This window comes from Comamonas kerstersii (assembly GCF_008801935.1).
In the GTDB taxonomy this organism is placed as follows: Bacteria; Pseudomonadota; Gammaproteobacteria; order Burkholderiales; family Burkholderiaceae_C; genus Comamonas; species Comamonas kerstersii.
This window is the reverse complement of the sequence record NZ_VZOT01000006.1, coordinates 14152-39990: the sequence shown is the minus strand read 5'-3', so window position 1 is coordinate 39990 and position 25839 is coordinate 14152. Positions and strand designations below refer to the sequence as shown.

General features: G+C 62.4%; 28 protein-coding genes. 10 read left to right on the top strand and 18 right to left on the bottom strand.

Going from position 1 to position 25839, the window contains the following annotated elements:
* Positions 1–30: 30 nt before the first annotated feature.
* Complete coding sequence (gene msuE, locus F7P80_RS10475) at positions 31–603, top strand: FMN reductase (RefSeq protein WP_151044609.1); 573 nt, start codon at positions 31–33, stop codon at positions 601–603.
* 79 nt (positions 604–682) lie between these two features.
* Here the strand turns inward: msuE and F7P80_RS10470 are convergent, their stop codons facing one another.
* Positions 683–1186: an EamA family transporter gene (locus F7P80_RS10470; protein WP_346265188.1), complete on the bottom strand. Its 504-nt coding sequence runs from the start codon at positions 1184–1186 to the stop codon at positions 683–685.
* Positions 1187–1443: 257 nt separating this feature from the next.
* Here F7P80_RS10470 and F7P80_RS10465 point away from each other — a divergent pair, with 257 nt between their 5' ends.
* A complete protein-coding gene (locus F7P80_RS10465) occupies positions 1444–1638 on the top strand; it encodes a heavy-metal-associated domain-containing protein (protein WP_042420287.1) in 195 nt (64 codons plus the stop codon).
* A 112-nt stretch (positions 1639–1750) separates the two neighbouring features.
* Here the strand turns inward: F7P80_RS10465 and cueR are convergent, their stop codons facing one another.
* From cueR to F7P80_RS10425, 8 genes are all read right to left on the bottom strand, one after another.
* Entirely contained in the window at positions 1751–2209 is a 459-nt protein-coding gene (cueR, locus tag F7P80_RS10460) for a Cu(I)-responsive transcriptional regulator (protein WP_151044607.1), read from the bottom strand.
* A gap of 284 nt (positions 2210–2493) precedes the next feature.
* Positions 2494–4998: a heavy metal translocating P-type ATPase gene (locus tag F7P80_RS10455; RefSeq protein ID WP_151044605.1), complete on the bottom strand. Its 2505-nt coding sequence runs from the start codon at positions 4996–4998 to the stop codon at positions 2494–2496.
* A gap of 176 nt (positions 4999–5174) precedes the next feature.
* Positions 5175–5672, bottom strand: a complete 498-nt coding sequence (locus tag F7P80_RS10450; protein WP_151044603.1) for a YjjA family protein — start codon at positions 5670–5672, stop codon at positions 5175–5177.
* A gap of 126 nt (positions 5673–5798) precedes the next feature.
* Positions 5799–6470 (bottom strand): DUF4136 domain-containing protein, encoded by a 672-nt coding sequence (locus F7P80_RS10445; RefSeq protein ID WP_054067793.1) that lies wholly within the window; start codon positions 6468–6470, stop codon positions 5799–5801.
* 100 nt (positions 6471–6570) lie between these two features.
* Complete coding sequence (locus F7P80_RS10440) at positions 6571–7278, bottom strand: DUF4136 domain-containing protein (protein WP_077345305.1); 708 nt, start codon at positions 7276–7278, stop codon at positions 6571–6573.
* Positions 7279–7375: 97 nt separating this feature from the next.
* A complete protein-coding gene (gene ttcA, locus F7P80_RS10435; RefSeq protein WP_077345304.1) occupies positions 7376–8362 on the bottom strand; it encodes a tRNA 2-thiocytidine(32) synthetase TtcA in 987 nt (328 codons plus the stop codon).
* A complete protein-coding gene (locus tag F7P80_RS10430; protein ID WP_151044602.1) occupies positions 8356–8727 on the bottom strand; it encodes a dihydroneopterin aldolase in 372 nt (123 codons plus the stop codon). Before F7P80_RS10430 ends, ttcA begins: the two co-directional genes overlap by 7 nt.
* A gap of 27 nt (positions 8728–8754) precedes the next feature.
* The gene (locus F7P80_RS10425) at positions 8755–9543 is read right to left on the bottom strand and encodes an SDR family oxidoreductase (RefSeq protein WP_077345303.1); all 789 of its coding nucleotides are present in this window, start codon (positions 9541–9543) and stop codon (positions 8755–8757) included.
* A 116-nt stretch (positions 9544–9659) separates the two neighbouring features.
* Between F7P80_RS10425 and F7P80_RS10420 the strand changes: the two genes are divergently transcribed.
* The 3 genes from F7P80_RS10420 (at position 9660) to trxC (ending at position 11518) form a co-directional block, all read left to right on the top strand.
* Entirely contained in the window at positions 9660–10670 is a 1011-nt protein-coding gene (locus F7P80_RS10420) for a class I SAM-dependent methyltransferase (protein WP_151044704.1), read from the top strand.
* Between the two features lie 9 nt (positions 10671–10679).
* Complete coding sequence (locus tag F7P80_RS10415) at positions 10680–10886, top strand: DUF2905 family protein (protein ID WP_151044600.1); 207 nt, start codon at positions 10680–10682, stop codon at positions 10884–10886.
* Positions 10887–11074: 188 nt separating this feature from the next.
* Positions 11075–11518, top strand: a complete 444-nt coding sequence (gene trxC, locus F7P80_RS10410) for a thioredoxin TrxC (protein WP_058879450.1) — start codon at positions 11075–11077, stop codon at positions 11516–11518.
* Here the strand turns inward: trxC and F7P80_RS10405 are convergent.
* From F7P80_RS10405 to F7P80_RS10385, 5 genes are all read right to left on the bottom strand, one after another.
* On the bottom strand, positions 11471–11896 hold the full coding sequence (locus tag F7P80_RS10405) for a DUF779 domain-containing protein (RefSeq protein ID WP_080025158.1): 426 nt from the start codon (positions 11894–11896) through the stop codon (positions 11471–11473). The two genes, trxC and F7P80_RS10405, sit on opposite strands and share 48 nt — an antisense overlap.
* A gap of 175 nt (positions 11897–12071) precedes the next feature.
* Positions 12072–13592: an acetaldehyde dehydrogenase ExaC gene (gene exaC / locus F7P80_RS10400; RefSeq protein ID WP_151044598.1), complete on the bottom strand. Its 1521-nt coding sequence runs from the start codon at positions 13590–13592 to the stop codon at positions 12072–12074.
* Between the two features lie 158 nt (positions 13593–13750).
* Positions 13751–14470, bottom strand: coding sequence for a hypothetical protein (locus tag F7P80_RS10395; RefSeq protein WP_151044596.1), 720 nt, complete (start codon positions 14468–14470; stop codon positions 13751–13753).
* Positions 14443–15525: an SWIM zinc finger family protein gene (locus F7P80_RS10390; RefSeq protein ID WP_151044593.1), complete on the bottom strand. Its 1083-nt coding sequence runs from the start codon at positions 15523–15525 to the stop codon at positions 14443–14445. Before F7P80_RS10390 ends, F7P80_RS10395 begins: the two co-directional genes overlap by 28 nt.
* A 13-nt stretch (positions 15526–15538) precedes the next feature.
* A complete protein-coding gene (locus F7P80_RS10385) occupies positions 15539–16783 on the bottom strand; it encodes a multifunctional CCA addition/repair protein (RefSeq protein WP_151044591.1) in 1245 nt (414 codons plus the stop codon).
* Positions 16784–16891: 108 nt separating this feature from the next.
* Between F7P80_RS10385 and F7P80_RS10380 the strand changes: the two genes are divergently transcribed.
* Positions 16892–17347, top strand: coding sequence for a hypothetical protein (locus tag F7P80_RS10380; protein ID WP_151044589.1), 456 nt, complete (start codon positions 16892–16894; stop codon positions 17345–17347).
* Between the two features lie 65 nt (positions 17348–17412).
* Positions 17413–18117 carry a 7-cyano-7-deazaguanine synthase QueC gene (queC, locus tag F7P80_RS10375; RefSeq protein ID WP_151044587.1) on the top strand — a complete coding sequence of 235 codons (705 nt, stop codon included), beginning with the start codon at positions 17413–17415 and terminating at the stop codon, positions 18115–18117.
* Between the two features lie 80 nt (positions 18118–18197).
* On the opposite strand, the gene F7P80_RS10370 is transcribed toward queC, so the two are convergent.
* Together F7P80_RS10370 and F7P80_RS10365 are read right to left on the bottom strand one after the other, a co-directional pair.
* Positions 18198–18473 carry a hypothetical protein gene (locus F7P80_RS10370; protein ID WP_054067782.1) on the bottom strand — a complete coding sequence of 92 codons (276 nt, stop codon included), beginning with the start codon at positions 18471–18473 and terminating at the stop codon, positions 18198–18200.
* 25 nt (positions 18474–18498) lie between these two features.
* On the bottom strand, positions 18499–19071 hold the full coding sequence (locus F7P80_RS10365) for a 5-formyltetrahydrofolate cyclo-ligase (protein WP_151044585.1): 573 nt from the start codon (positions 19069–19071) through the stop codon (positions 18499–18501).
* A gap of 15 nt (positions 19072–19086) precedes the next feature.
* Between F7P80_RS10365 and F7P80_RS10360 the strand changes: the two genes are divergently transcribed.
* The gene (locus tag F7P80_RS10360; protein WP_151044584.1) at positions 19087–21072 is read left to right on the top strand and encodes a lytic transglycosylase domain-containing protein; all 1986 of its coding nucleotides are present in this window, start codon (positions 19087–19089) and stop codon (positions 21070–21072) included.
* A gap of 396 nt (positions 21073–21468) precedes the next feature.
* Here the strand turns inward: F7P80_RS10360 and F7P80_RS10355 are convergent, their stop codons facing one another.
* Together F7P80_RS10355 and F7P80_RS10350 are read right to left on the bottom strand one after the other, a co-directional pair.
* Complete coding sequence (locus F7P80_RS10355; RefSeq protein ID WP_249041439.1) at positions 21469–22401, bottom strand: MBL fold metallo-hydrolase; 933 nt, start codon at positions 22399–22401, stop codon at positions 21469–21471.
* Between the two features lie 14 nt (positions 22402–22415).
* Complete coding sequence (locus F7P80_RS10350) at positions 22416–24122, bottom strand: AMP-binding protein (RefSeq protein ID WP_054067778.1); 1707 nt, start codon at positions 24120–24122, stop codon at positions 22416–22418.
* 185 nt (positions 24123–24307) lie between these two features.
* Between F7P80_RS10350 and F7P80_RS10345 the strand changes: the two genes are divergently transcribed.
* Both F7P80_RS10345 and F7P80_RS10340 read left to right on the top strand, forming a co-directional pair.
* Positions 24308–24790, top strand: a complete 483-nt coding sequence (locus F7P80_RS10345; protein ID WP_151044582.1) for an Lrp/AsnC family transcriptional regulator — start codon at positions 24308–24310, stop codon at positions 24788–24790.
* Positions 24791–25121: 331 nt separating this feature from the next.
* On the top strand, positions 25122–25832 hold the full coding sequence (locus F7P80_RS10340; RefSeq protein WP_151044580.1) for a GNAT family N-acetyltransferase: 711 nt from the start codon (positions 25122–25124) through the stop codon (positions 25830–25832).
* The last annotated feature ends 7 nt before the right edge of the window (positions 25833–25839 follow it).

The following is a 25839-nucleotide window of genomic DNA, read 5'->3' as shown; positions in this document are numbered from 1 at the left end:
ACGCCGCATTTTTTTGGATTGCTCACACCCATGTCTACGCAACGCTCTATCCGTACGGTCATCTTGAATGGCAGTCTGGCTCGCCCTTCCAAAACACGATCGCTGCTGGATGCGCTGCATGCCCAGCTGCATACCCAGTTGCCGCTGGAGACCTTGCACATCGACCTGGTAGATCTGTTTGAAGACATCGGCACCTGCCTGTGGCGTGAGCAACTGCCAGAGCGTGCCATGCGCGCATTGCAGGCCATAGAAACGGCTGACTTTCTGATCGTAGGAGCACCTGTCTTTCGAGGCAGTGTGCCGGGCCTGTTCAAGCACCTGTTTGACTTGCTGGATACGCCTGCGATGGCTGATAAACCTGTGCTGCTGGCAGCGACGGGTGGCAGCCAGCGGCATGCCCTGGTGATTGAGCACCAGCTGCGCCCCTTGCTGTCTTTTTTCCAGACCCTGACATTGCCGGTGGGGGTGTATGCCTCGGCAGAAGACTTTCAGGACGGCAGACTGCACAGTGCAGCGGTGGATGCGCGCATTGCGCTGGCAGTGCAGACCACTGTGCCCGTGCTGCAGGCGCTGGCTTCTGCAAAGGAACTGCTGCCAGTCTGATACCGTCCACCCTGGCAGCAGGGTTTGGAGGTTTTTATGGATCCAGCGCTTATGGCATAAGCGCTGGCAGCTATGTTTTTTAAGCCTGCTGCAGCGGGGTGTCGGGCTGCTTGGTTTTGACAGTCTGTGACTGTGCAGTGAGTGCGCAACCCATGGATGCTAGCAAGATCAGACCAATGGCCAGGCACTGGCTCCAGCTGAGCACCTCACCAAGTAGCAGCAGCGCCAGCAAGGCCGCCACGGCAGGCTCCATGCTGGTCATGGTGCCAAAAACGTTTTTGGGCAGATGCTTCAGTGCAAACAGCTCCAGCGAAATGGGAATGGCACTGGAGATCAGGGCTACGCCCAGACTGGTGAGCAGTACGTCTGGCGCCAGCAATGCAGTGCCTGCATGCACCACCCCCACAGGGACAACCACCAAGGCAGCCATGGCAGCGCCCAGCGGTGCGGTAATGCTCACCGGAAGGTGTCCCACACGCTTGCCAAAGATGATGTAGCAGGCCCAGCCCGTTCCACCCAGTGCGGCCCATGCCATGCCTGTGGGGTCAAGGGTGTTGATGTCATGCCCCAGCGGCAGCAGCAAGCTCGGTCTCTGTGGCCTGTCGTGGAGCCGGCATGTGGGCCTGGGCGCAAGTGCGGCGGGGTCACCAGGGCAATCCCAAGATCTGGGTGGCGCGATTTATCGGGTGTTTTCACTGTATAGCACACACAGGATCGGCGCAGCCTGCTCTGATTTTTAGGGCGTGCACGCCGGCTCACCCTGCGTGGCGCAAGGGCTTGACCTTCCCATCATGGCAAGCCTTAGTCTGGCGCCATTGCATTTTGACCAGGAGTTTTGCCATGCAATTTCACATCGACAGCATGACCTGCGGCGGCTGCGCCCGCAGCGTGACCAAGGCGATCCAATCCGTAGATGCCGCCGCGCAGGTGACGGTGGACATCCCCACCCACACAGTGCAGGTGCAGACCACTGCCCCGCAGGCCGCGGTGGTGGCGGCGCTGGAAGAGGCGGGCTACCCCGCGCAGGTGCAGTAAGCGCAACGCACCACCCCGTGGGGGGCGGCTGCGGCTGACCCACGCCACGCGCGCCCCAAAGGCCATGGCACATGCCATGGCCTTTTTTGTGGGGCGTTGCGGTGATGGGCGGCTAGCGGGCGGGCGGGCAGCAGGTGGCCTGGGTCGGGGCCGCACCGTCCTCCGCGGCGGGTGCGGGGAGGTCGGCCGTCTCCAGCCCTTGCAGGATGGGGCAGTCGGGCCGTTCATCGCCCGCGCAGCAGGCGGTCAGCGCCTGCAGGGTGTCGGACATCTGCTGCAGCTCCTGGATGCGCCGCTGCAGGTCCTGGATGTGCTGCATCGCCACGCGCTTCACGTCTGCGCTTTTGCGGCTGCGGTCCAGCCACAGGTCCAGCAGGTCGTGAATCTCCGCCACCGCAAACCCCAGATCGCGTGCGCGGCGGATGAAGCGCAGCATGTGCACATCCGACCCGCTGTACGCGCGGTAGCCGGACTCGGTGCGGTGGATAGGCGGAATCAGCCCCACCGACTCGTAATAGCGAATCATCTTGGCCGACACGCCCGAGGCCTTGGCTGCTTCTCCGATGTTCATAGGCTCTCTCCGAAAATTTTCACAGTGCACCGATGGTTGGGAACATGTGGCACAGCGCAGGCACTACGGCAGACCTGCCGCAGCGCTGCTGCGCGACAGGTCTGCATCCATCTCCTGACGCGCCGCGGATGTTTGAGCGGCGCGCTGGTACAGCGGACAGCAAGTTTCGCGGCGGGCAGGCCCAAGCGCATCTTTGGTGACCTTCTGGGCGCACCCAGAAAATCACTTGGCCGCCGGGACGAACTCCCGGCCTCTGCCGTCAAACACGGGATGGTCGCCATCGATCAGGCCGCAGCCTCTGCCATCGGCGCCTTAAAGCTGCGCAAGCGCAAGGCATTGCCCAGCACAAACACACTCGACAGTGCCATGGCACCGGCCGCAAAAATCGGCGACAGCAGGACACCATACGCGGGGTAGAGCGCGCCGGCAGCCACGGGGATCAGCGCCGTGTTGTAGGCAAAGGCCCAGAACAGGTTCTGCCGGATGTTGCCCATGGTGGCCTTGGACAGCGCAATCGCGTTCGGCACGCCCTGCAGGCTGCCGGACATCAGCACCACGTCGGCGGCTTCCACGGCCACGTCGGTGCCGGTGCCGATCGCGATGCCGACATCGGCCGCGGCCAGCGCTGGCGCGTCGTTGATGCCGTCGCCGACAAAGGCGACATGGCCGTGTGTGGCCTGCAGCTGCTGCAGCGTGGTCACCTTGCCTTCGGGCAGCACCTCGGCCACCACTTCGTCAATGCCCAGGCGCGCGGCAATCGCCTGCGCGGTGCGGGCGTTGTCGCCGGTGATCATGATGACTTTCAACCCCAGGGCATGCAGGGCGGCAATGGCGCCGGGCGTGCTGGGCTTGATGGGGTCGGCCACGGCGATGATGGCGGCCAGCTGCCCGTCCACCGCCACGTACAGTGGCGACTTGCCTTCGCTGCCCAGGCGGGCCGCCGTGGCGGCGAAGCGCGCCACGTCCAGCCCCAGGGCGTGCATGAAGCGGTCGGCACCGACCTCCACGCGCTGGCCCAGGGCCGTGGCGCGCACGCCCATGCCGGTGATGGAGGCAAAGTCGCTGAGGGCGGGCACGGTCAGTTGCTCGTGCTCGGCGGCTTGCACGATGGCGCGGGCAATCGGGTGCTCGGAGCGCGATTCGGCGGCCGCGGTCAGCGCCAGCACCTGGGCGCGGTCAAAGCCCTCGGCCACTTCCAGGTCGGTCAGCGCGGGGTGGCCTTCGGTCAGGGTGCCGGTCTTGTCCACGGCCACGGCCTGGGTGTTTTTCAGCAGCTGCAGCGCTTCGCCCTGGCGGAACAGCACGCCCAGCTCGGCGCCCCGCCCGGTACCCACCATGATGGAGGTGGGGGTGGCCAGGCCCATGGCGCAGGGGCAGGCGATGATGAGCACGGCCACGGCATTGACCAGCGCAAAGCTCAGCGCCGGCGTGGGGCCGAACACCAGCCACACCAGGAAGGTGAGCACGGCGGCGGCCATCACGGCGGGCACGAACCACAGTGTGACCTTGTCCACCACGGCCTGGATGGGCAGCTTGCCGCTCTGGGCCTGCTCCACCAGCCGGATGATCTGCGCCAGCACGCTGGCGCTGCCCACGGCCGTAGCGCGCAGAGTGAAGGCCCCGGTCTGGTTGACCGTGCCGCCCACCACGCGGTCATCAATGGTCTTTGCCACGGGCACGGGCTCGCCGGTGATCATGGATTCGTCCACATAGCTCTGGCCATCCAGCACCGTGCCGTCCACGGGCACGCGCTCGCCGGGGCGCACCTGGATGAGGTCTCCGGTCTGCACGTCGGCCGCCGGCAGCTCCACCCACTGCCCGTCGCGCTGCACGCGCGCCGTCTGCGGCTGCAGGCCGATGAGCCGCTGGATGGCCTGCGAGGTGCGGCCCTTGGCGCGGGCCTCCAGCATGCGGCCCAGCAGGATCAGCGCGACGATGACGGCGGCGGCCTCGAAGTACACATTCACCGTGCCGGCCGGCAGCAGGCCGGGCAGGAAGGTGGCGACCACGGAATAGCTGAACGCCGCCAGCGTGCCCACGGCGACCAGGGAATTCATGTCTGGCCCACCGCGCAGCAGGGCGGGCAGGCCCTTGGTGTAAAAGCGCCGTCCGGGAATCAATAGCACCAGCGCGGTCAGCACACACTGCAGGTACCAGCTGTTTTGCAGGCCGATGGTGCCCGCCACCCAGTGGTGCATGCCGGGGAGCAGGTGCGAACCCATCTCCAGCACAAACACCGGCAGTGCCAGCACCGTAGCAAGGGTGAAGTCGCGCTGCAGCGCGGCGTATTCGGCTTCCTTGTGTGCGGCCTGGGCCTCGGCTTGCGCCCGCGCGGCCTGGGTGTCGATGGGTTGGCCGGGGTAGCCGGCCTTGTCCAGCGCGGCCAGCAGGGCCTCCAGCGTGGCGCTGCCTTGGACCGTGGCGCGCTCGGTGGCCAGGTTCACCTGGGCCGCGGTCACGCCGGGCACTTTTTGCAGGGCACGTTCCACCCGGCCCACGCAGCTGGCGCAGGTCATGCCTTCCACGGCCAGCTCGACGGTCTGGCTGGGCACCTCGTAGCCGGCCTTTTCAATCGCTTGCACCACGGCGGCCGTGTCCAGCGGGCCAGCAGGCTGGATGTGGATGCGCTCGGTGGCCAGGTTGACACTGACCTCGGCCACGCCAGGCACCTGGCGCACGGCCTTTTCGACCCGGCCCACGCAGCTGGCACAGCTCATGCCGTGCACGGGCAGGCTGAGGACAGCGGCGGTGGCGGGGTGGGCGTGGGGCGTGGATGGTGGGGTGGACATACGCAGAACCTGTGGTGCTAAAGGGAATAGGGTGCAGCGTAATCCTTGACATCATGGGAAGGTCAAGCGCAGGGGTATGGTGTCGTCTCCGGAAAGCAAAAAGGCTTGCACACTGTGCAAGCCTTTTGACCTTCCAGCGCTTGTAGCGTAAGCGCAGGAAGCTATGGTTTTGGTGGTTAGAGCAAGGACTTGGCGTTGTCCAGCACCAGGTCGCAGGCCTTTTCCTTGAGGTCGCCCTGGAGCTTGTCCATGCTGAAGCTCTGGCCGTTGCTGCCGGTAATCATGCCTGCCAGTCCGCTCAGATAGCCCTGGTCTTTGGGCTCTTCCTTTTTCTGGGGGCTCAGGCCCAACTTGCCCAGCAACTCGGCCTTGACCTGTTTAGCCTTGTTGGCGTTCAGGTAGTTGTTCTTGATGCAGTAGGTGATCAGGCCTGCGGCGTTGCTGGCCGAATCAGCTGCGGGCATGCCCAGCGAAGACAGCAAGCCTGCAGACGCACCGCTATTGCCCAGCAGGCCGCCAAGGGCTGAACTGTTGGTGGATGGCTCGCTGCTGCTGCCACCCAGACCAAACTGGCTGGCCTGCTGGCGCAGGCTGTCCAGGCCGGAGGCATGTGCGCCAAGGCTGGCGCTGCACAGGGCTGCAGCCAGGGCGGCGGTGGAAATCCAAGAATGCATGGTGAAGTTCCTGCTGGGGAAATGGCTTAAACGTAGCACGCCTCGGTGTGTGGTCAGTGTCAGCCATGTAGTGTTTTGCAACTGCACCAGGCCGCCGTAGCAGCCCGGTGCAGGCCATGTGCCGTGTTACTTGCTGGATGCAGGAGCAGTGGGTGTGGCTGGTGCAATCGTGGTCTGCACCTGGCGTACGCCCTGTGGTGGGTTGGGGAAGTCGTTCAGGGCAGAGCTGAACAAGATGCCCCAGATCTGCGGATCATTGCCCTGCATGTCGTTGTACTGGGCCGAGGTCTCGTAGACGATGCGCTGGGTCTTGGCATCGCGCATCACCAGATTCACAGAGCGGTGGTAGACGGTGGAGGGAAAGTCCGTGGCCCATGCCATGGCAGGGCCGGGGCCGAAGGGACCAGGGCCCCAGGGGCCGGGTGTCCATGGGCGGCCGTAGCCCCAGCCATAGACGCCGGGCGGTGCGTAAAACGCGGAGTCGTTATACGGCGTGGTGGTGTTGGCCACGCTGATGGCATCAATCTGCACCACCAGATGGGCCTGTGTGGGGTCTGCAGCGGGGCGTAGGCCCACCTGGTCCAGCGCCTGCTGGGCGGAGGCTTCAATCACGCCAAAGCTTTGCTGGTTCTGCACCTGTGAGGGCAGCAGTTCAATGCGATAGGTGGTGGGCAGCTGCACGCCAGCCATGCCGGAGTAGCTCTGCACGCTGGTGGTGTAAGTGGTGGGGCCGCTGGCACAGCCAGCAAGAAGGGCTGCGGCAGCAAGGCTCAGCAGCAAGGAGGAAGTGGTGCGCATAAGCGAGACTCTGATCTGAAATAGACAGGTACAAGGTATAGCACTGCGGCATCGCAGCAGCGTGTCCGCCGATGCCGCAGTTTGCTGTCACCCGTGGGGTTCAGGGCGTCTTGGTGTCACTGCCTGCAGCCGGTGTGCTGCCACTGGCAGGGGCCGCATCCGTTGCGGGCTTTGCAGCAGGCAGCGGGGTGATGGTGGTGCGCACCTGGCGAGCACCTTGGGGCGGATGGGGAAAGTCACTCAGCGCCGCGTCAAACAGCACACGCCAGATCTGCTGGTCATCGACGCGGATTTCGTCGTACTTGGCAGAGGTTTCATAGACGATCTGCTGCGTCTTGGTGTCACGAATCACGAGCTGTACACCACGGTAGTACACCATGGGGGGCGCATCCATCCAGCTCATGCCCATGCCCCAGCGAGGGCCGCCAAAGCCCATGCCCAGCCCCCAGCCAAAGCGTGGCCCGTAGAACCAGTTGTCATATCCAGGGTGGTAGGCATAGCCCTGGTCGGCGCTGGCACCAATCTGCACCACCAGGCGTGCCAGATCGGGGCGAGGATCGCGTGTCAGACCCACACGCTGCAGGGCATCCTGTGCAGCGGCTTCAATGCGGGCAAAGCTTTGCTGGTGCGTCTGTGAGGGCAGCAGCTCCATGCGATAGGTGGCGGGCAGGTGGATGCCACCCATGTTGGCGTAGGACTGAACGCTGGAGGTGATTTCACGTGGCCCGGTGGCGCAGCCTGCCAGTGCGGCAGCCACCACCAGGGCAGCGCCCATGCAGCAGCGACGGAGGAATCTTGTGGCGGTCATAGGTGTGCTCCTTGAGATCAGCAAGCATGCCAAGTGTGGCATGCAGAGGCGTAGCAAGGTGTAAAAAAGCCCCGCATTGCGGGGCCGGTCAAACGCTTTAGTTGATCTGTACCACCTGCACGCCGCCAGGCAGTGCAGAAGGCTTGGGCAGCTCTTCGTGGTCGAACGCGGTGTCGCCATTGGGGTCGGCAATGCCGGTGGCCTTGGCGTTCTTGAAGTCGTGCAGCTGGGGGTCCATCATGTGGGTGGTCACGATGTTGCCCATGGCGCGGAACATGCTCTCGATACGGCCAGGGAACTTCTTGTCCCACTCTCGCAGCATGTCGCCTACGGCCACGCGCTGCAGGCCGTCCTGGCTGCCGCACAGGTTGCAGGGGATGATGGGGAAGTTCTGGTACTTGGCCCAGCGTGCAGTGTCTTTCTCGGGCACATAGCACAGGGGGCGAATCACCACGTGCTTGCCGTCATCCGACACTAGCTTCGGTGGCATGCCCTTCATGCGGCCGCCGTAGAACATGTTGAGCATCAGCGTTTGCACGATGTCATCACGGTGGTGGCCCAGGGCTACCTTGGTGCAGCCCAGCTCATCGGCCACCTTGTACAGGATGGCGCGGCGCAGGCGCGAGCACAGACCGCAGGTGGTCTTGCCTTCGGGCACGACGCGTTTGACCACGGAGTAGGTGTCCTGGTTTTCGATGTGGTAGTCCACGCCGATGGACTGGAAGTACTCAGGCAGCACATGCTCAGGAAAACCGGGCTGCTTCTGGTCCAGGTTCACGGCCACGATGTCGAACTTCACGGGCGCGCGCTTTTGCAGCTTGCGCAGGATGTCCAGCAGGGTGTAGCTGTCCTTGCCGCCGGACATGCAGACCATGACCTTGTCACCGTCTTCAATCATGTTGAAGTCCATGATGGCGCGGCCCACTTCGCGGCACAGGCGCTTTTCGAGCTTGATCTGCTCACGCTCGATCTTGATCTTGCCAGGCTTGGCTTCAGCGGCGTCGTTGCCTGCTGCGGCTGCTTCAGCCGATTCGTCTTCGCTAATCCAGGGGTTTTCAGTCACAGCATTCATGGGGGTCACCATTGTCCGGTTTCGACGCGAATTGCTACTTCGCAGTCATCAAAAATTTCAAGTTTGGCGATCTTCACGCGCACGCCCACCACGCCGGGCAGCTGCATCAGGCGTTGCGCGACTTTGCCGATCAGGCTCTCGAGCAGGTTCACATGCTCGGACGTGCATTCTTCAATGATGATCTGGCGCACCTTGCGGTAGTCCAGCACGTTGGAGATGTCCTCATCCGCGTGGCGCAGGGGCTGTTCCCCCTGGTTGAGCTCGGCGTCCACCTGGATGGGCTGGGGCGTGGTTTTTTCGTGATCGAGGATGCCCAGACTGGCGTTAAAGCGCAGTCCAGTCAGGGTCAGAATTTGCTTGCTGCTTGCAGTGTGCATGGCGCAGGGGATCAGCCCTTGTGGGGCTTACATCAAGGAAAAGTCGCGTTCAAAACGCTGTAGGTGCTGGCCGCCGTCGACCAGCAAGGTGGTTCCTGTGATGGAGCGGTTTTCCAGCGCAAAACGCACGGTAGCCGCCACATCGCCAGGGGAGGAGCTGCGCCCCAGTGGGCTGAGCTGGTGCAGCTGTGCAAAGCGTTCGTCGCTGAGCATGTGGCTGGTCAGGGTCAGGCCCGGAGCCACACCGACCACACGCACCAGCGGCGCCAGGGCCAGCGCCAGCATGGTGCCAGCGGCTTCCAGCGCAGCCTTGGAGAGGGTGTAGCTCATGAAGTCCGGGTTCTGGTTCCAGAGCTTCTGGTCCAGCAGGTTGACCACAACGCCTTCGGCAACGGCCTCACCGCTGTCGCGGCGCTGGCGGATGTGCTGGTGCAGCGCACGCGCCAGCGCAATCGGGGCGGCGGTGTTGCTGCGCCAGTGCTTTTCCATCAGCGCGTAGCTGAAGCTTTCGGCACTGTCATGTTCAAACAGGGAAGCGCTGTTGACCACGGCATCGACCGGGCCTAGCGCTTGCGTGATGGTGGGCAGCAGGGCATTGGCGGCAGCTTCGTCGGCCAGATCGGCCGCAAAGGCAGCGCTGCGCACGCCCAGCGCCTGGCACTCTGCCACGGTGGCGTGGGCACCTTCTACCGAGCGGTTGAAGTGCACGGCCACATCCCACCCCGCCTTGGCCAGGGCGAGCGCAGTCTCGCGGCCCAGGCGACGGCCTGCACCAGTAACCAGCGCACAACGAGTGCTTCGTTCAGAAACAGCCATGGAACAAGAGACAATGGGGGGTGATGACAGAACCCGCAATTTTAACGAGTGCCTTGCACTCGCACATTGACAAGGCCATTGCCCAGGCTGGCGGATGGATTGGCTTTGACCGTTTCATGGCGCTGGCGCTGTATACGCCGGGGCTGGGCTACTACGCGAACGACACTGCCAAATTCGGTGCGCTGCCCGATTCCGGCAGCGACTTTGTGACGGCGCCGGAGATCTCTCCCGTATTCGGCCAGCTGGTGGCCACGCAGATGGCCGAAGCCATGGAGCGCACCGGCACGCGTGAGATCTGGGAGTTTGGTGCAGGCACGGGCGCGCTGGCGCTGCAGATACTGGACGAGCTGCAGCGCCTGGGCGTGGAGGTGGAGCGCTACACCATCGTCGATCTGTCCGGCACGCTGCGCGCGCGCCAGCAGGAGCGCCTGGCACCCCATGCCCCCAAGGTGGTCTGGGCCAGTGCGCTGCCCGAGCACATGCAGGGCGTGATCGTTGGCAACGAGGTGCTGGATGCCATGCCCGTGCAGATCATTGCGCGCGTCAACGGCCAGTGGTTCGAGCGCGGTATTGCCGTGGAAAACGGCCAGCTGGTCTGGGCCAACCGCCCCACGGACTTGCGCCCGCCGCTGGAGGTGGATGGCGAGCACGATTACGAAACCGAGATTCACGCCCAGGGCGAAGCCTTTATCCGTACGCTGGGTGAGCGCCTCACGCGTGGCGCGGCCTTCTTCATCGACTACGGCTTTGGCGAGTCGGAGTACTACCACCCGCAGCGCCACATGGGCACCATGGTCTGCCACTACCAGCACCAGGTGGACAGCGACCCGCTGGACAAGGTGGGCCTCAAGGACATCACGGCCCACGTCAACTTCACCGGCACCGCCGTGGCGGCGCAGGATGCCGGCTTTGAGGTGCTGGGCTACACCACGCAGGCGCATTTCCTCATCAACTGTGGCCTGCAGGCCAAGCTGGACGCCCTGAGCCAGACTGAGCGCGTGCCCGCCATGAAGCTGATGATGGAGCATGAAATGGGCGAGCTGTTCAAGGTCATCGGTCTGGCCAAGGGCGTGGAGCCCTGGGACGCGCTGGGCTTTGTGCGCGGTGACCGCACCCACCGCCTGTAGGACGCGCCCATGATTCGCTGGATGCTCCTGATCTTTATTCTGCTGGTGCTCGTCAACAGTGCCACAGGCATCATCCAGAAGATCGGGCTGGGCCGTCTGCCGGGCGACTTCAACTTCCGCTTGCTGGGGCGGCAGTTCTTTGTACCCTTTGCCAGCGCGGTGCTGGTGACGGTGCTGCTGTTCAGCCTGATCAAGCTGGTGGCCTGGTTGCTCTAGAAATAAAAGCTGTCAGCGCTTGTATTGACTAGGTTTCAGATGGTTTTGATGCTGAGATCAAGCAAACACAAGCGCTGGCAGCTTCATTTTCAGGAGTTTTCAGGCATGGATGCTGCGGCACTTGCAAACACGGCAGGCAGCACCACCTGTGAAGCAGCTTGTCTTCCAGTTTTTTCAAGGACTGCACCATGACTGTTCTCGCACCCCTGCACGTTGTCTGCCCCCACTGCCACAAAACCAACCGCGTGGCCGAGGCAGATTTGTCCGCCGCTCCCAACTGCGGCAGCTGCCACCAGCCCCTGTTCACCGGCCAGCCCGTGCAGCTGGATGCGGAGAGCTTTGCCAAGCACGTGGGCCGCAGCCATCTTCCGGTCGTCGTGGACTTCTGGGCCCCCTGGTGCGGACCATGTCGCATGATGGCTCCCGCCTTTGCGCAGGCAGCCCAGCAGCTGGAGCCAAACGTGCGCTTTGCCAAGCTCGATACCGAGGCCTATCCCCACGTGGCCGCACCCTACGGTATCCGCAGCATTCCCACCATGATCATTTTTGAAGACGGCAATGAAGTCGCCCGCATCTCTGGCGCATTACCTGCGGGTGACATCGTGCGCTGGGTGCGGGCGCAGGTGGGGTGATGAGTCGCAGGCATTGACTGGCGGCAGCTGCGCCAGTTCTTCATCCGTAAACACGCGCGAGCGGGTCAGAAAGGCCTTGCCTTCCGGCCCTTCCAGCGAGAGTGTGCCGCCGCCATGGCCCTCGATCACGTCGATGATGAGCTGGGTGTGCTTCCAGTATTCGAACTGCGAGGTGCTCATATAAAACGGCAACCGGCCAATCTCGCCAAGCTTCACATCCCCGGGGCCAATGGTGAGCTCGCCCTCGATATAGCAGTTGGCGGCGCTGTTGTCGCAGCAGCCACCCGACTGGTGAAAGAACAGGCGCGGGCCGTGCTTGGCCTTGAGCACTTCGATCAGCTCCAGCGCGGCAGGCGTGGCTATCACGCGATCAACCATGGTGTGCTCCTTCTCAAAAGATAGCTGCTCAGGCTTGCTGCATGGGCGCTAGATGCCAATTTCATCCATAAGAAGGGTGGCGTAGCGCCCCGCAGGCGAGGCGCGCTCGCGAAGGCAGTAGCAGCGCTACGGCGAGCGGGCGCAACGACGCATCCGGGGTGCTACGACAGCCGTCTCAGAAGAAGCCCAGCTTGGTTTCGGCGTAACTCACCAACAGATTCTTGGTCTGCTGGTAGTGGTTGAGCATCATCTTGTGGTTTTCACGGCCAATGCCGGACTCCTTGTAGCCACCAAAGGCCGCGTGGGCCGGGTAGTGGTGGTAGCAGTTGGTCCACACACGCCCGGCCTTGATGCCGCGGCCCATGCGATAGGCCACATTACCGTTGCGGCTCCAGACGCCCGCCCCCAAGCCGTAGAGCGTGTCATTGGCAATTTCCAACGCTTCCTCCTCGGTCTTGAAGGTGGTCACGGCCAACACGGGGCCGAAGATTTCCTCCTGGAAGATTCGCATCTTGTTGTGGCCCTTGAAGATGGTGGGCTGCACATAGTAGCCACCGTCCAAGTCTGCACCTAGCTGGGCCTGCGCACCGCCGATCAGCACCTCGGCACCTTCCTGTTTGCCCAGATCAAGGTAGGACAGGATTTTGGTGAGCTGCTCCTTGCTGGCTTGCGCACCCATCATGGAGTTGGGGTCCAGTGGGTTGCCATGCTTGATGGCTTGCACACGCGCCAGCGCGCGTTCCATGAACTTGTCGTAAATCGACGCATGGATCAGTGCGCGGCTGGGGCAGGTGCAGACCTCACCCTGATTAAAGGCAAACAGCACCAGACCTTCGATGGCCTTGTCGAGGAAGCTGTCGTCCTTGTCCATCACATCGGCAAAGAAGATGTTGGGCGACTTGCCGCCCAGTTCCAGCGTGGCGGGAATCAGGCTGTTCGAGGCCGCCTGGGCAATCACGCGGCCTGTGCTGGTGGAGCCGGTGAAGGCAATCTTGGCAATGCGCTTGCTTTGCGCCAGCGGCATGCCGGCCTCACGGCCAAAGCCGTTGACGATGTTGAGCACGCCCGGCGGCAGCAGGTCGCCAATCAGGTTTGCCAGCACCAGGATGCTGATGGGCGTCTGCTCCGCAGGCTTGAGCACCACACAGTTGCCAGCGGCCAGCGCAGGCGCAAGCTTCCACGCAGCCATCAGGATGGGGAAGTTCCACGGAATGATTTGGCCGACCACACCGAGTGGTTCATGGAAGTGGTAGGCCACGGTGTCGTTGTCGATCTGGCTGATGCCGCCTTCCTGCGTGCGGATAGCACTGGCAAAGTAGCGGAAGTGGTCGGCAGACAGTGGAATATCAGCGTTCAGGGTTTCGCGGATCGCCTTCCCATTGTCGATGGTTTCCACATAGGCCAGCAGTTCGCGGTTGGCGTCGATGCGGTCGGCAATTTGCAGCAGAATGTTGGCGCGTTCGGTGGCGCTGGTTTTGCCCCAAGCATCGGCCGCGGCGTGGGCAGCATCCAGTGCTTTTTCAATATCCGCAGCCGTGCCGCGCGCCGCCTTGGTGTAGATCTTGCCGGTGATGGGCGTGACCACGTCAAAGTACTGGCCTCCTGCCGGTGGAACCCACTGGCCGCCAATGTAGTGGTCGTAGTGGGCTTGATACTGGTGCAGTGCACCAGGTTGTCCGGGGAGTTGATAAACCATGACAGCACTCCTTTCAGATGACGGAATAAGGCTTGGAAAGCCCATATTCCGTCGTCTGTCGGTTCCGTGGGAGCGGGAATTCCCTTGTCCTACAGACGTTGCAGCGCAGCTATCAGGGTTCAGGTCGTTAACCAGCGCGATGTTGGCGCTGGCAGCCCTCAGTCAGCAGGCAGGGCGATGGCTTGCAGGCCTTCCATGAACTTGCGCTTGGCCTTGTAAGTCAGGCGCAGTGACTGCAGCCATGTCTGTGCATCGGCCTGCGGCATGCGTTGCACCACCAGTTGCACCAGCCGAAGGGCCTGGGCATACGGGCTGGACGCTTTTTGCATTTCGCGATCAAAAAGTGGCTGCAAGATGCCGACGGCCTGTGCAGCATGGGTGGCTGGCAGGCGCACGGCGAGCTGGCACAGAGTTTCTGTCTCGCAGCTGGCGCTGGGGCGCTGCATGATGGTCAGCGCATATTTCCAGTCGTTGTCCCGCAGCAGCCAGCGGATGGCATCGCCCATATTCTTGTACGGACTTGGTGATGCCTGCTCCCACATTTTTTCGATCAGCGCATTACGGGCGGAAAGGCGGGTATGACCGCAGGCCACGGCGCACTGCAGATACAGCGCCAGTTGAGGGCCCTCGTGCGAACGCTCCAGCGCCAGCTGTTCGGACAGGGCCAGCGCCTCCTGGTCCCAGCCATCACGCATGTAGCAGGCTAGGAGTGCCTGGCGCAATGCAAAGCTGGAGGGGTGGTGCTGCACGCCGAGCTGGGCCATGGTCATGGCTTCGCGGTGGCGCTGGTGGCGTTCACAAAAGCGATAGGCATCCAGCCATTCATCATCGGTCTGGGCTGTCTGCTGCATCAGTGCGATGAGGGCGCTGACGTCCATGCTCTGCTCCATGGCCCACAGATAGCGCTTGCGCAGCAGATAGCGTTTGCGGGAACGCTCCCATGCATCTGGGTTGAAGACCTTGTGTCGTGAGTGGGCAGGTGCCGGGGAGAGGCTTTGCACCATGCCTCCCACTGCGCCACGGCATGTCGGCAGTAAGCCTGCTGCAGTGGCGTGCCCGCGTGGCGCAGAAAGGCTTCCTCGTCCCAGTTGCCGAGCGGGTCTTCTTCCAGCAGCTTCAGCCAGTCCTTGAGCCAGTTGGCTGGTGGCGGCGCGGCCTGTACGCTGCGCATCAGCATGTCCTGTAGCCAGACATGCAGATCGTAGAGCTGGCCATAGGAGTCATCGGCTGTCTCCCACAGTTTGTACAGACGGCGCAGTGCCATGGTGCAGGCGGTGCGGATGCTGTCGGCCTGCGTGGGTAGCAGGTCTTCCCAAGTTTGCAGTGCCTGCATGGCATGTTCGGCCCAGCGGCTCAGTTCTCGGCCATACAGACCTTGTCTCTGGGGCATGGCCTTGGTGAGAAAGCTGCGCCATTGCGCGGGTGTCATGGGCGTGTGCTTGGCCTGCTCGGTCTGTCGCCACAGACGTAGTTGCAGGGCAAATTCCGGACTGCGGTCGCACTGTTCGGCAATCCAGGTGTGCAGGGCCTGCAGTGACTGCGCTTGCAGAAAGTCCATGTCCGCCTGCATTGCTTGCAGGCGTGGCGACAGCTTGCGTGCCGGTGTGCCGGTGGAGGCATTGGTGTCGGCCGGTGTCTGTGTGGATTTCCAGGTCAGATAGGCGGCTACCATGTGTTTGCAGACGTACACGGTCTCTGCATGCGGACAGGTGCAGGTGGACTCCTCTGGATGCTCCACATCCAACTCTACCCTGTAGGGTGTGCTGCCTTCCACCGTGAAGCACAGGCCTTCATGGCCGTTTTCGGGCTCCAGAGCGGTGACGGTATCGTCCAGAAAATAGTTAATGCCGCGTTCGCGAATGGCAGCACTGGTGAGTTTGCGCCACGCTGCGGGTAGCTCGGGCATGGCGGGAGACTGGCTGCGAAATGCCATGAGAGGTTCGTACTCAGGTGCTGGAGTTCAGGAATTGCTGCAATGCTGTGGTGCGTGCAGCGCTGACGGCCTCCCCAATCGCCTTGCCTTTAAGGCCTTGCTCCGCAGCGGTTCTGGCAATCGTGGCTGTATCCACCTGCAGCGCTGCCTGCAGGGCGTTCCATAGCCGTTCGCGCTGGGGGTAGGGGCGGTTTTCAAAGCCGGTGCGCCCACGTGCATCGCATTCACAGGCCAGCAGGGCCTGGGCAAAGCGCTCGGGTTTGCGGATGGCGTCGCAGCGCTCCAGCAGGCGCATCAGCGCGGCCGCGCCAAACTCCTGGCTGCGGTGGATGTTGCCGTGCTCGCGTGCCACCAGATCGGCCAGTTCCTTGCAGTCATTGGGCACGCGCCAGCGTTCGCACACGGGCTTGAGCAGCTGGGCGCTGCGCTGCTCGTGGCCGATGTGGCGCGGCAGCATATCGGCAGGTGTGGTGCCCTTGCCAAAGTCATGGCACAGGCAGGCAAAGCGCACGGGCAAGGGGGCTTCGAGCTGCGCGGCCATGTTCAGCACCAGCATGGCGTGGATGCCGCTGTCCACCTCAGGGTGGTATTCGGTGCGCTGCGGCACGCCCCATAGGCGGTTGAGCTCCGGCAGCAGCACTTGCAGGGCACCGCAGGTGCGCAACACTTCGAACATGCGAGAAGGGGCCGCTTCCATCAGCCCACGGCTGATTTCCTGCCACACGCGCTCGGGCACCAGGTGGTCGGCTTCACCAGCCTCCACCATTTCACGCATGAGCTGCATGGTGTCCGGGTGGACGCTGAAGTCGGCAAAGCGCGCCGCAAAGCGTGCCACGCGCAGGATGCGCACCGGGTCTTCGCGAAACGCTTCGGTCACATGACGCAGCACTTTGGCCTGCAAATCGGCCTGGCCGTTGTAAGGGTCAAAAACGTCACCAGTGCCCGTCCAGTCTGCGGGAGCAGCTATGGCATTGATAGTGAGGTCGCGCCGGGCCAGGTCTTCTTCCAGCGTGACATCGGGCGAGGTGTGCACCACAAAGCCACGGTAGCCCACACCGCTCTTGCGCTCGGTGCGGGCCAGCGCGTATTCCTCGTGGGTCTGGGGGTGCAGAAAGACGGGGAAGTCTTTGCCCACGGGCGTAAAGCCGCGCGCGGTCATGGCTTCGGGTGTCGCGCCAACGACCACCCAGTCGGTGTCATGAAAAGGACGTTGCAACAGGCGGTCGCGCACAGCACCGCCGACCTGGTAAATCTTCATGCTGTGAAGTGTAGGCGGGCGCAGCGCGTTGCGTTTCCCGGGTGCTGAGAAGACATGGGCTTTGTTGGTAGAGTCGCTGCCTTCTTCTTGCTATTGTTGGAGAGCGTTATGTCCATATTGTCAGATCTCACCATTGCCCAACTCAATCCCGATGGCAGCGTGCCGCTGCCTGAAGACCCCGCTGCACAGGCCGAAAAAGCCGCTGCCGCGCTGGAGCGTGAAGCGCAGTTCGAAGCCATGCAGGCCCAGATGCAAGAGCTGCAGGAGATTCTGGCCAGGCCGCTCAAGGACATTTTGGCCGAGCATGAAAAGCTCAAGCAGAACGCGGCGGCCTGGGATGCCTATGCCGCCATGTGGATGCTGGGTCAGCGCGCCATGCGCCGCGTGGCCATGGATCTGGCAGCCAAGCAGGACGTGAGCGAGGAAGAGGTGGTCCAGCGTGCGCTGGACTATGCCAACAGCGTGCTCAATGTTGAAGATGAAGACCTGGACGGCACGCTCAAGCCCGCGCAGCTGGAGCACATTGGCCGCCACAAGGCCTTTTTGCGCAAGCAGTTCAAGTAGCAGCAGCTACGCGCTGCGTAGTCTCCGCAGCAGCCGGGCCGGGGCATGTGCTGTAATTGCGCGCCATGCATACCTCGGCTCTTGTGATGTTTTCGGGTGGACAGGACTCCACCACTTGTCTGGCCCATGCGCTGTCCAAATACGAGCGCGTGGAAACGCTGGGTTTTCACTACGGTCAGCGCCACAGCGTAGAAATGGATGTGCGCCTGGACGTGCGTGAAAAGCTGCGTGCAGGTTTTCCGCAGTGGGCCCGCCGCCTGGGCGAAGACCATGTGCTGTCGCTGGACGTGCTGCAGGAAATTGGCGGCTCTTCGCTCACCGATGATGTGGCCTTTGCCCTGCAGGCTGATGGCCTGCCCAACACCTTTGTGCCCGGGCGCAATCTGCTGTTCCTGACGGTGGCGGGGGCGCTGGCCTACCGCCGTGGCATTCAGGTCATCGTCACCGGCGTGTGTGAAACAGACTTTTCAGGCTATCCCGACTGTCGGGACGACACCATGAAGGCCATGCAGCTGGCACTCAATCTGGGGCTGGAGCGCCGCCTGCGCATTGAGACGCCGCTGATGTGGATCGACAAGGCGCAGACCTGGCAGATGGCCCAGGATCTGGGGGGCGACAAGCTCGTGGAGCTGATCGTCAAGGATACGCACACCTGCTACCAGGGCACGCGCGATGTGCTGCATGACTGGGGCTACGGCTGCGGCAGCTGCCCGGCCTGCGATCTGCGTGCCAAAGGCTGGCAGCGCTGGAAGGCCACGCAGGCGTCATAAAAAATAGCTGCTCGCGCTTGAACTACAAGGGTTTCAGATAGAAAACTATCTGAAACCCTTTATTTTTGAGCGCTACAAGCTCACTTTTTTGCAGATTTGCTGGGTTGCATGCCACGCTGGCCGGAGCGGATCTGCTCGGCCATGTCGCTGAGCCAGGCCTGGCTCTCGGGGGTGTCAAACAGAAAATCCCAGATGGCATTGTGCTGGCGCATGGTCAGACTGGCGGGGCCGTGCTTGCGCATATGGGCATGCAGGCGGTTGACCTCTTCGCGGGTCAGGGGCTCGCGCATGATGGTCAGCGGAGGGCGACGGCGAATCAGGCGCTGGGGAACAGATTTCTTTTTGCGAGCAGGCATGCCAATCTCAATCTAACAAACGGCCTTACACAGGCCAGACCACACCATTGTCGTTGAGGATGGTGTCCAGCGGCAGGTCGTGGGGCTGCGGCGTGAAGTCTTCGATAAAGCCCGGCGCAAAGCCCAGTCCCACGGTGTAGGGGCGGGGTGTCAGCGCGGCCAGTGTGCGGTCGTAGAAACCACCACCATAGCCCAGCCGGTAGCCCCCGGGGCCATAGCCTACGCAGGGCACAAAAAGCAGGGTGGGAGTGAGTACTTCCGTATCCTTGGGTTTAGGAATACCGTAGGCGTCTTCTTCCATCGGGCATCCGGGGTACCATGCATGAAAACGCATGGTTTTGGTGACTTTGTCGATCACGGGCAGGCCAATGCGGCGGCGCAGCGGTTTGTCCAGCAGTTCGCCGTCTTCCTTCCAGCGGTGCAGCACGGGCAGGGGGTCGAATTCGCCCTTGATGGGCCAGTAGGCACCGATGATGGTGTCGGGCCGGTCCACCAGCCAGATGCGCATCACGCGCTGCAAATCATCGGCACGCTGTAGGCGGTCAGCCATATTCAGGCGTTGTTGCACCAAGGTGCGTCGTAAGGCTGCTTTGTCCATCACATAATTCCCAGTATGCAATTGCACAAGATTCTGACATCGCTTTGCGCCGCCGCGATTTTTGGCGGCGTGGTTTCCTCGGCGAGTGCCCAGACGGCACCCGGAGATAAGGTGCTTTTGCAGATGCAGGAAGCTGCACGCAAGGGCGACAAATCCCGGCTGACCGCACTGCTGCCGCAGGCGGCAGGCCATCCGCTGGAACCCTGGGCTGCCTACTGGGAGCTGAAGGCACGCCTGCCCGAGGCCACACAGGCGGAGGTGGATGCCTTCCTGCAGCGCTGGCGCGGCACCTACCAGGAAGACCGCCTGCGCAATGACTGGCTGCTGCTGCTGGGCCAGCGCCGTGCATGGGCAGACTTTGACCAGCAGCTGGCGGAATTCCGCATGCGTGACGACAAGGAAGTGCGCTGCTATGAGCTGGCCGTGCAGACCATTGAAGGCCGCGCAGCGCCAGAGACGGCAGAGGAAGTGCTGCGCCTGTGGTACGGCCAGCGCGATGGCGACGATGGCTGCACCTATGCTGCCAGCGAGCTGTATGCCGCCCAGCAGCTCAAAGACCATGCGGTCTGGAAGCGTGCCCGCATTGCGGCAGAAGCCAACCGCCAGACGGCCGTGCGCCGTGCCGTGGCCATCGTGGCACCGGACTCCGTACAGCACGTGGCCGAGGTCTTTGCCTCCCCCATCAAATACCTGGCGGGCACCAGCAAAGTGCGTGGCAATACCCGCCGTGAACTGGCGGTGCTGGCCCTGCTGCGCGTGGCCAATCAAAACCCTGCACAAGCCGCAACGCTGATGGAAGATACATGGGCCAGCCAGCTGAGCGCCGAAGAGCGCGACTGGGTCTGGGGTGTGATTGGCAAGGTCAGTGCACGCCGCCTTTCGGACGATGCCGTGGGCTACTTCGCCAAGGTCAGCAAGCCCGGCCGCATGCCTGACGATGCCCAGGAGTGGATGGTGCGTGCCCAGCTGCGTGCAGGCAACTGGCATGCCGTGCGCAAGGCGATTGATGCCATGCCTGCAGCTTTGCAGGCGGACAGCACCTGGGTGTACTGGAAAGCACAGGCCCTGCTGCGCGATCGCCGCGCCAGCGAGGCAGACCAGGCACAGGCCCGCCAACTGCTGCAAAGCATTGCAGGCGTGAAGGGCTTCTACGAAAAGCTGGCGCTGGAAGATTTGGGCCAGGTGGTGCAGATGCCGCCAGCCCCCGCGCTGCTGACACCGGCTGAAAAAGCTGCGGCCGCCCAGAACCCGGGTCTGCAGCGTGCGCTGTATGCCATCAACATGGGCCTGCGCAGCGAAGGCGTGCGGGAGTGGAACTACACCATTGGCCTGCATACCCCCGGTGGTATGAAGGACCGTGAGCTGCTGGCCGCTGCTGACCTGGCCTGCCAGAAGCAGGTGTGGGACCGCTGCATCAACACCAGCGAGCGCACCCGCGAAGTGGTGGACTGGAACCAGCGCTTTCCCATGCCTTTCCACGATGCGGTGATTGCCCAGTCCCAGAGCATTGGTCTGGACCCGGCCTATGTGTATGGCCTGATTCGTCAGGAAAGCCGTTTCATCATGGATGCACGCTCGCATGTGGGCGCTTCGGGGCTGATGCAGGTCATGCCAGCCACGGCCAAATGGACAGCCAGGAAAATCGGCATGACGGATTTCAAGCCGCACATGATCAATGACCGCGATGTGAACATCACCATCGGCACCTCCTACCTGAAGCTGGCGCTGGATGACTTTGATGGCTCCATGCTGCTGGCCGCAGCGGGCTACAACGCAGGCCCCGGCCGCCCCCGTAACTGGCGCAACGGTCCGGTGCTCGACGGTGCCATCTGGGCAGAGAACGTGCCGTTTACGGAAACGCGGGACTATGTGAAGAAGGTGCTGTCTAACACCACCAACTACGCTGCTTTGATTACCGGCCAGCCCCAGTCGCTCAGGGCCCGTCTGGGCAAGGTTGGCCCCAAGGACACCGTCACGGCGTACAACCGCGATTTGCCTTAGGGGTTTTCCTCTCTGGGGGGCGGTAGCGATGGGGCCATCACTGCCTCCAACCAAAGCAGGCGGTGTGGCATGCGTCAGGCTGGCCCCCACCCTAACCCTCCCCCAGTGGGGGAGGGGATTCTTTTTTCCCCACTTCAGCATCCTTCATACCCTCACCCCAGCCCTCTCCCGTAAACGGGAGAGGGAGTCTTTTTCCTTTGCCCAGTGAGGGAAGGTATTCTTTTCCCCTCTCCCGTTTACGGGAGAGGGTTAGGGTGAGGGTGAATTTCTAGATGCAGGCAGGGTGGTGTGCGCCAGATTGGCCCCCACCCTAACCCTCCCCAGATGCGGGGAATGGCATTTTCTCCTTCCCCCTCTGGGGGAAGGCAGGGATGGGGGCCAGCACGCCCCTTCCAGTTAACGGTTCATCAATACAGGCGTGCCGTCGAGCAACTCCAGCGTGGCGGCCCTGCTGTCCACCAGTTCCTGCACCAGCGCATCCAGCCATGCCTGCAAGGGCTGGGTCGCGAAATAGCGTTCGTGCAGCATGCCCATATAGGGTGTCTGTGCGCACCAGGCCCACACCTGCGTCAGTGGCAGCTGCTGCCACTCCAGCAATTTGTATTTGAGCAGCACCTTGGCCGCGTAGCGTGCATGGCGTTCAGGCTGCTGCATGAAGTGCTGTAGCCGCCTGCGTGCTGTGGCCAGTGCGGTGCTTGCATCGCTGAACACGGGGCCATGCCCGGGCAGTACGAGCGCGGGTTGCAGGGCTTCAATCACGTCAAGCGTTGCAGCGACTTCTTCAAAGGCCTGCGTGCCTTCGATTTCCGGAAAGACCACGCCAAAGCCGTTTTCCCAGAGTGCATCGGCTGAGATCAGCAGACGCCGCTCAGGCTCGAACAAGATGATGGAATGCGGGTCATGGCCTGGCGCGGCATGGATGTGCCAGGGGCGGCCACCCAGTGCAATCTCCGTGCCCGGCTGCAGCACATGCTCGGCGTGAAATGGCGGGCAGGCCTGGCCGGTCGGGGTGTAGCTCAGCGCTTCAGGGTTCCAGTTGGCCACATGTTGCGCCTGACCTGGCGCAATCCAGGTCTGTACCTCGGGCCACGCGGCCTGCAGCGCCGCATTGCCGCCACAGTGGTCGCTGTGCAGATGGGTGTTCAGAATGCGCCCCAAAGGCCGTGTGCCGATACAGCTGCGCACCAGGGACAGTGTCTGCTCGGCATGGATGCAGTAACCGGTGTCCACGATGGTGGCGGCATCGGCATCCAGAAACACGATGTTGTTGGCCGAGAGCCAGCCACGCTCCAGAAAAAACATACTGGGCCACAGGCCCGGAGTGGTCATGGTGTGCGGCATCTTCAATGCGGCTGTGCAGGCGTTGCTGCCGGGTTGTCGCGCAATGCGCGGCGCAGGATCTTGCCCACATTGGTTTTGGGCAGTTCGTCGCGGAACTCGATGTACTTGGGGCGCTTGTAGCCTGTCAGGTGGTCGTGGCAGTAGCGCAGCAGGCGGTCTTCGGTCAGGCTGGGGTCGCTGCGCACCACAAACACCTTGATGGCTTCGCCCGAATGCTCATCTGGCACGCTCACGGCAGCGCACTCGAGCACGCCAGGGCACAGCGAAATCACGTTTTCCAGCTCGTTCGGGTAGACGTTGAAGCCGCTGACCAGAATCATGTCCTTCTTGCGGTCAATCAGCTTGGTGTAGCCGTTTTCATCCATCACGCCGATGTCGCCGGTGCGCAGGTAGCCATCTGCGGTAAATGCCTTGGCGGTTTCCTGGGGCTGGTTGTAGTAGCCCTGCATCACGTTCGGGCCGCGAATGCAGATTTCGCCTGCAGCGCCAATGGGCAGGTCGTTGCCGTCGTCATCCTTGATGGCGATTTCCACGCTGGGCAGCGGCAGGCCGATGGTGCCGCTGAAGGTGGTGGCGTTGACCGGGTTGTTGGTGCCAATGGCGCAGGTTTCACTCATGCCCCAGCCCTCCACCATGACCCTGCCCGTGACCTTCTGCCATTGCAGGGCTGTACCTTCGGAAGCAGCCATGCCCCCCGCCTGCGTGACGGCGAGTGAGGAAAAGTCGATCTGGCGGAACTGCTCGTTCTGCAGCAGGGCATTGAACAAGGTATTGACAGCGGGCAGGGTGTGGAAGGGGCGCTTGCGCAGCACGGCCACAAACTTGGGGATGTCGCGCGGGTTGGGAATCAGGCTCAGGCTGGATCCCTGGCGCAGGGTGAGCAGCAGCAGTGTCAGCGCGAAGATGTGGTACAGCGGCAGCGCAGCAATGCCGTGCAGCTTGCGCATGTCGGCGCGGCCTTCGTAGGCGGGAGCAAACCAGGCTTCGGCCTGCAGCGTGGCGGCAATGATGTTGCGGTGCGTCAGCACAGCGCCCTTGGCCAGACCGGTGGTGCCCCCCGTGTACTGCAGAAAGGCAATGCTGTCGTGGTCCAGCTGGGGGCGCTCCAGCGACCGCTGTGCGCCGCGAGACAGCGCTGTTCTGAACGGGGTAAGTGTGCAGCCGTTCAGCGGCAGCTCAAACGCAGGCACCATCTTGGCCAGGTGACGCACGGCAAAGGTGATCCAGCGGCCATACACCGGCCCCAGCAGGTCGCCCATGGCCGTCAGGCAGATGTGCCGGATGCCGCTGCGTGGCAGCACTTCGGCCAGGGTGTGGGCAAAGTTTTCCAGAATCACGATGGCGGTCGCGCCAGAGTCCTTGAGCTGGTGCTCCAGCTCGCGCGCTGTGTAGAGCGGATTGACATTGACACAGGTGTAGCCGGCGCGCAGCACGGCAGCCATGGTCACGGCAAACTGTGGAATATTGGGCAGCATGATGGCCACGCGTGCACCAGGCTCCAGCTGCAGGCTCTGCAGCCATGCACCCAGCTGGCGCGAGCGCTGCTCCAGCTCCCGGTAGCTCATCCACACGTCCATGCAGACGCTGAAAGGCTGGTCCGCATATTTCTGCATGGACTCTTCCAGAAGGTCTACAACGGAGCGATAGATGCTGGTGTCAATCTCATGGGGAACACCGGCGGGATAGTGCTTGAGCCACAGATGGTCCATATCAGCCTCTCTTGTGCGTGGTGAGATGGACCATTGTTGAGTTGGCTGCGGTAGCGCATGAATGGGGCTTTTCCCGGTGTCAAGGGTTTGCGCTGAGGCAGTATTTTGCGCCAGATAGCGTTTTGTTTGAAAAACGCAGTCTTAAGTCTTATATATGAGTTGCCGCATGCATAAAATCTCGGCTCATGAGCACAGAACATAACCTCGATAAGCTGGATCGTTCCATTTTGCGCCGCTTGCAAGAAAATGGACGAGAGACATACGACGTGATTGGCGAGCAGGTGGGGCTATCGCCCAGCGCGGTGCTGCGTCGCGTCAAGCGCCTGGAAGAGGCCGGCGTGATTGAGCGTTATGTCGCACTGGTGCCGCCCGAAAAAGTGGGGCTGGGCCTGACGGCCTACCTGAATGTGCGCCTGGAAAAAAGCACGGAAACCCACAAGCGCAGCCCCATGGATGCCTTCAAGCAAAGCGTGCAGGGCTGGCCTGAGGTGGTGGAGTGTGCATCGCTGACCGGTGAGATGGACTACCTGCTGCGCGTGGTAGTGGCTGACATGCAGCACTACAGCCGCTTCATCATGGAAACCCTGCTCAAGCACCCCAGCGTGTCGGACTGCAAGACCAGCTTTGTGCTGGACCGTGTAAAAGCTACCACAGCAGTGCCTGTTTAAAAACAATAGCTTGTAGCGCTTGTAAATAAAAGAATTCAGGTAGAAAAGTATCTGAAAACATTGCTAATCAAGCGCTAGCAGCTATTGATTTTGATGATTTGAGACTCTGTCATAGCAGCACCTGCGGGTGCTGTTGGTTTTTCTGTGGTGCAAAAGCCATGTTCTGTGCGTAATATGCCCTTCAGGGCGGCATGTAAACCTGCACGACAGGGTTTTGATGCTGCAATGCAGTAAATTATGGAAAACCCTAGTTCTGCCTGCCATCCTCTCCGGGGCATGCAGCTGTACCGACTCGCACCCCTGACTCCGCCGTTTGCAGAGGAATTCATCCATGACTGAGCTGATCCGCTGGATTACCACGCCCTGGAAAGCAGGCAGGGAGTTGCTGCGCCGGTCATCGGCCAAGCGCAATGTGCCTGTGCTGGTGCCGATTCGTGAACTGTCCGAGCGCCACCGCGCACGCATTCGCGCCCACCTGCTCAAGCTCGATGAAGGTGACCGCTACCTGCGCTTTGGCTATGCCGCCAATGACGAGCAGGTCGTGCGCTATGCCGACAGCCTGGACTTTGAGCGCGACAACATCTTTGGCATCTTCAACCGCCGCCTGGAGCTGATCGCCATGGCCCACCTGGCCTATACCGATCTGGCTGAGCACCGCAACTGCGCGGAGTTTGGGGTGTCAGTGCTCAAGACAGCGCGCGGTCTGGGGCTGGGCACACGGCTGTTTGCACGGGCCATGCTGCACGCCCGCAACAAGGGGGTGAACATGATGTTCATCCATGCCCTGAGCGAAAACACGGCCATGCTCAAGATTGCCCGCAACGCAGGTGCTCGTGTGCGCCGCGATGGCACGGAGTCCGAGGCCTACCTGCAGCTGCCAGAGCCCAGCCTGGACAGCCGTATTTCCGAGATCTGGGGCAACCACGTGGCCGAGGTGGACTACCAGTACAAGAAGCAGGCCAAGCAGTTCTGGACCATCCTGGCCGATGTGCAGGAAATCCGCCAGGGCGTGCGCGATGGGCGCAATCAGTCTTCCCCTTGAAGCAGAG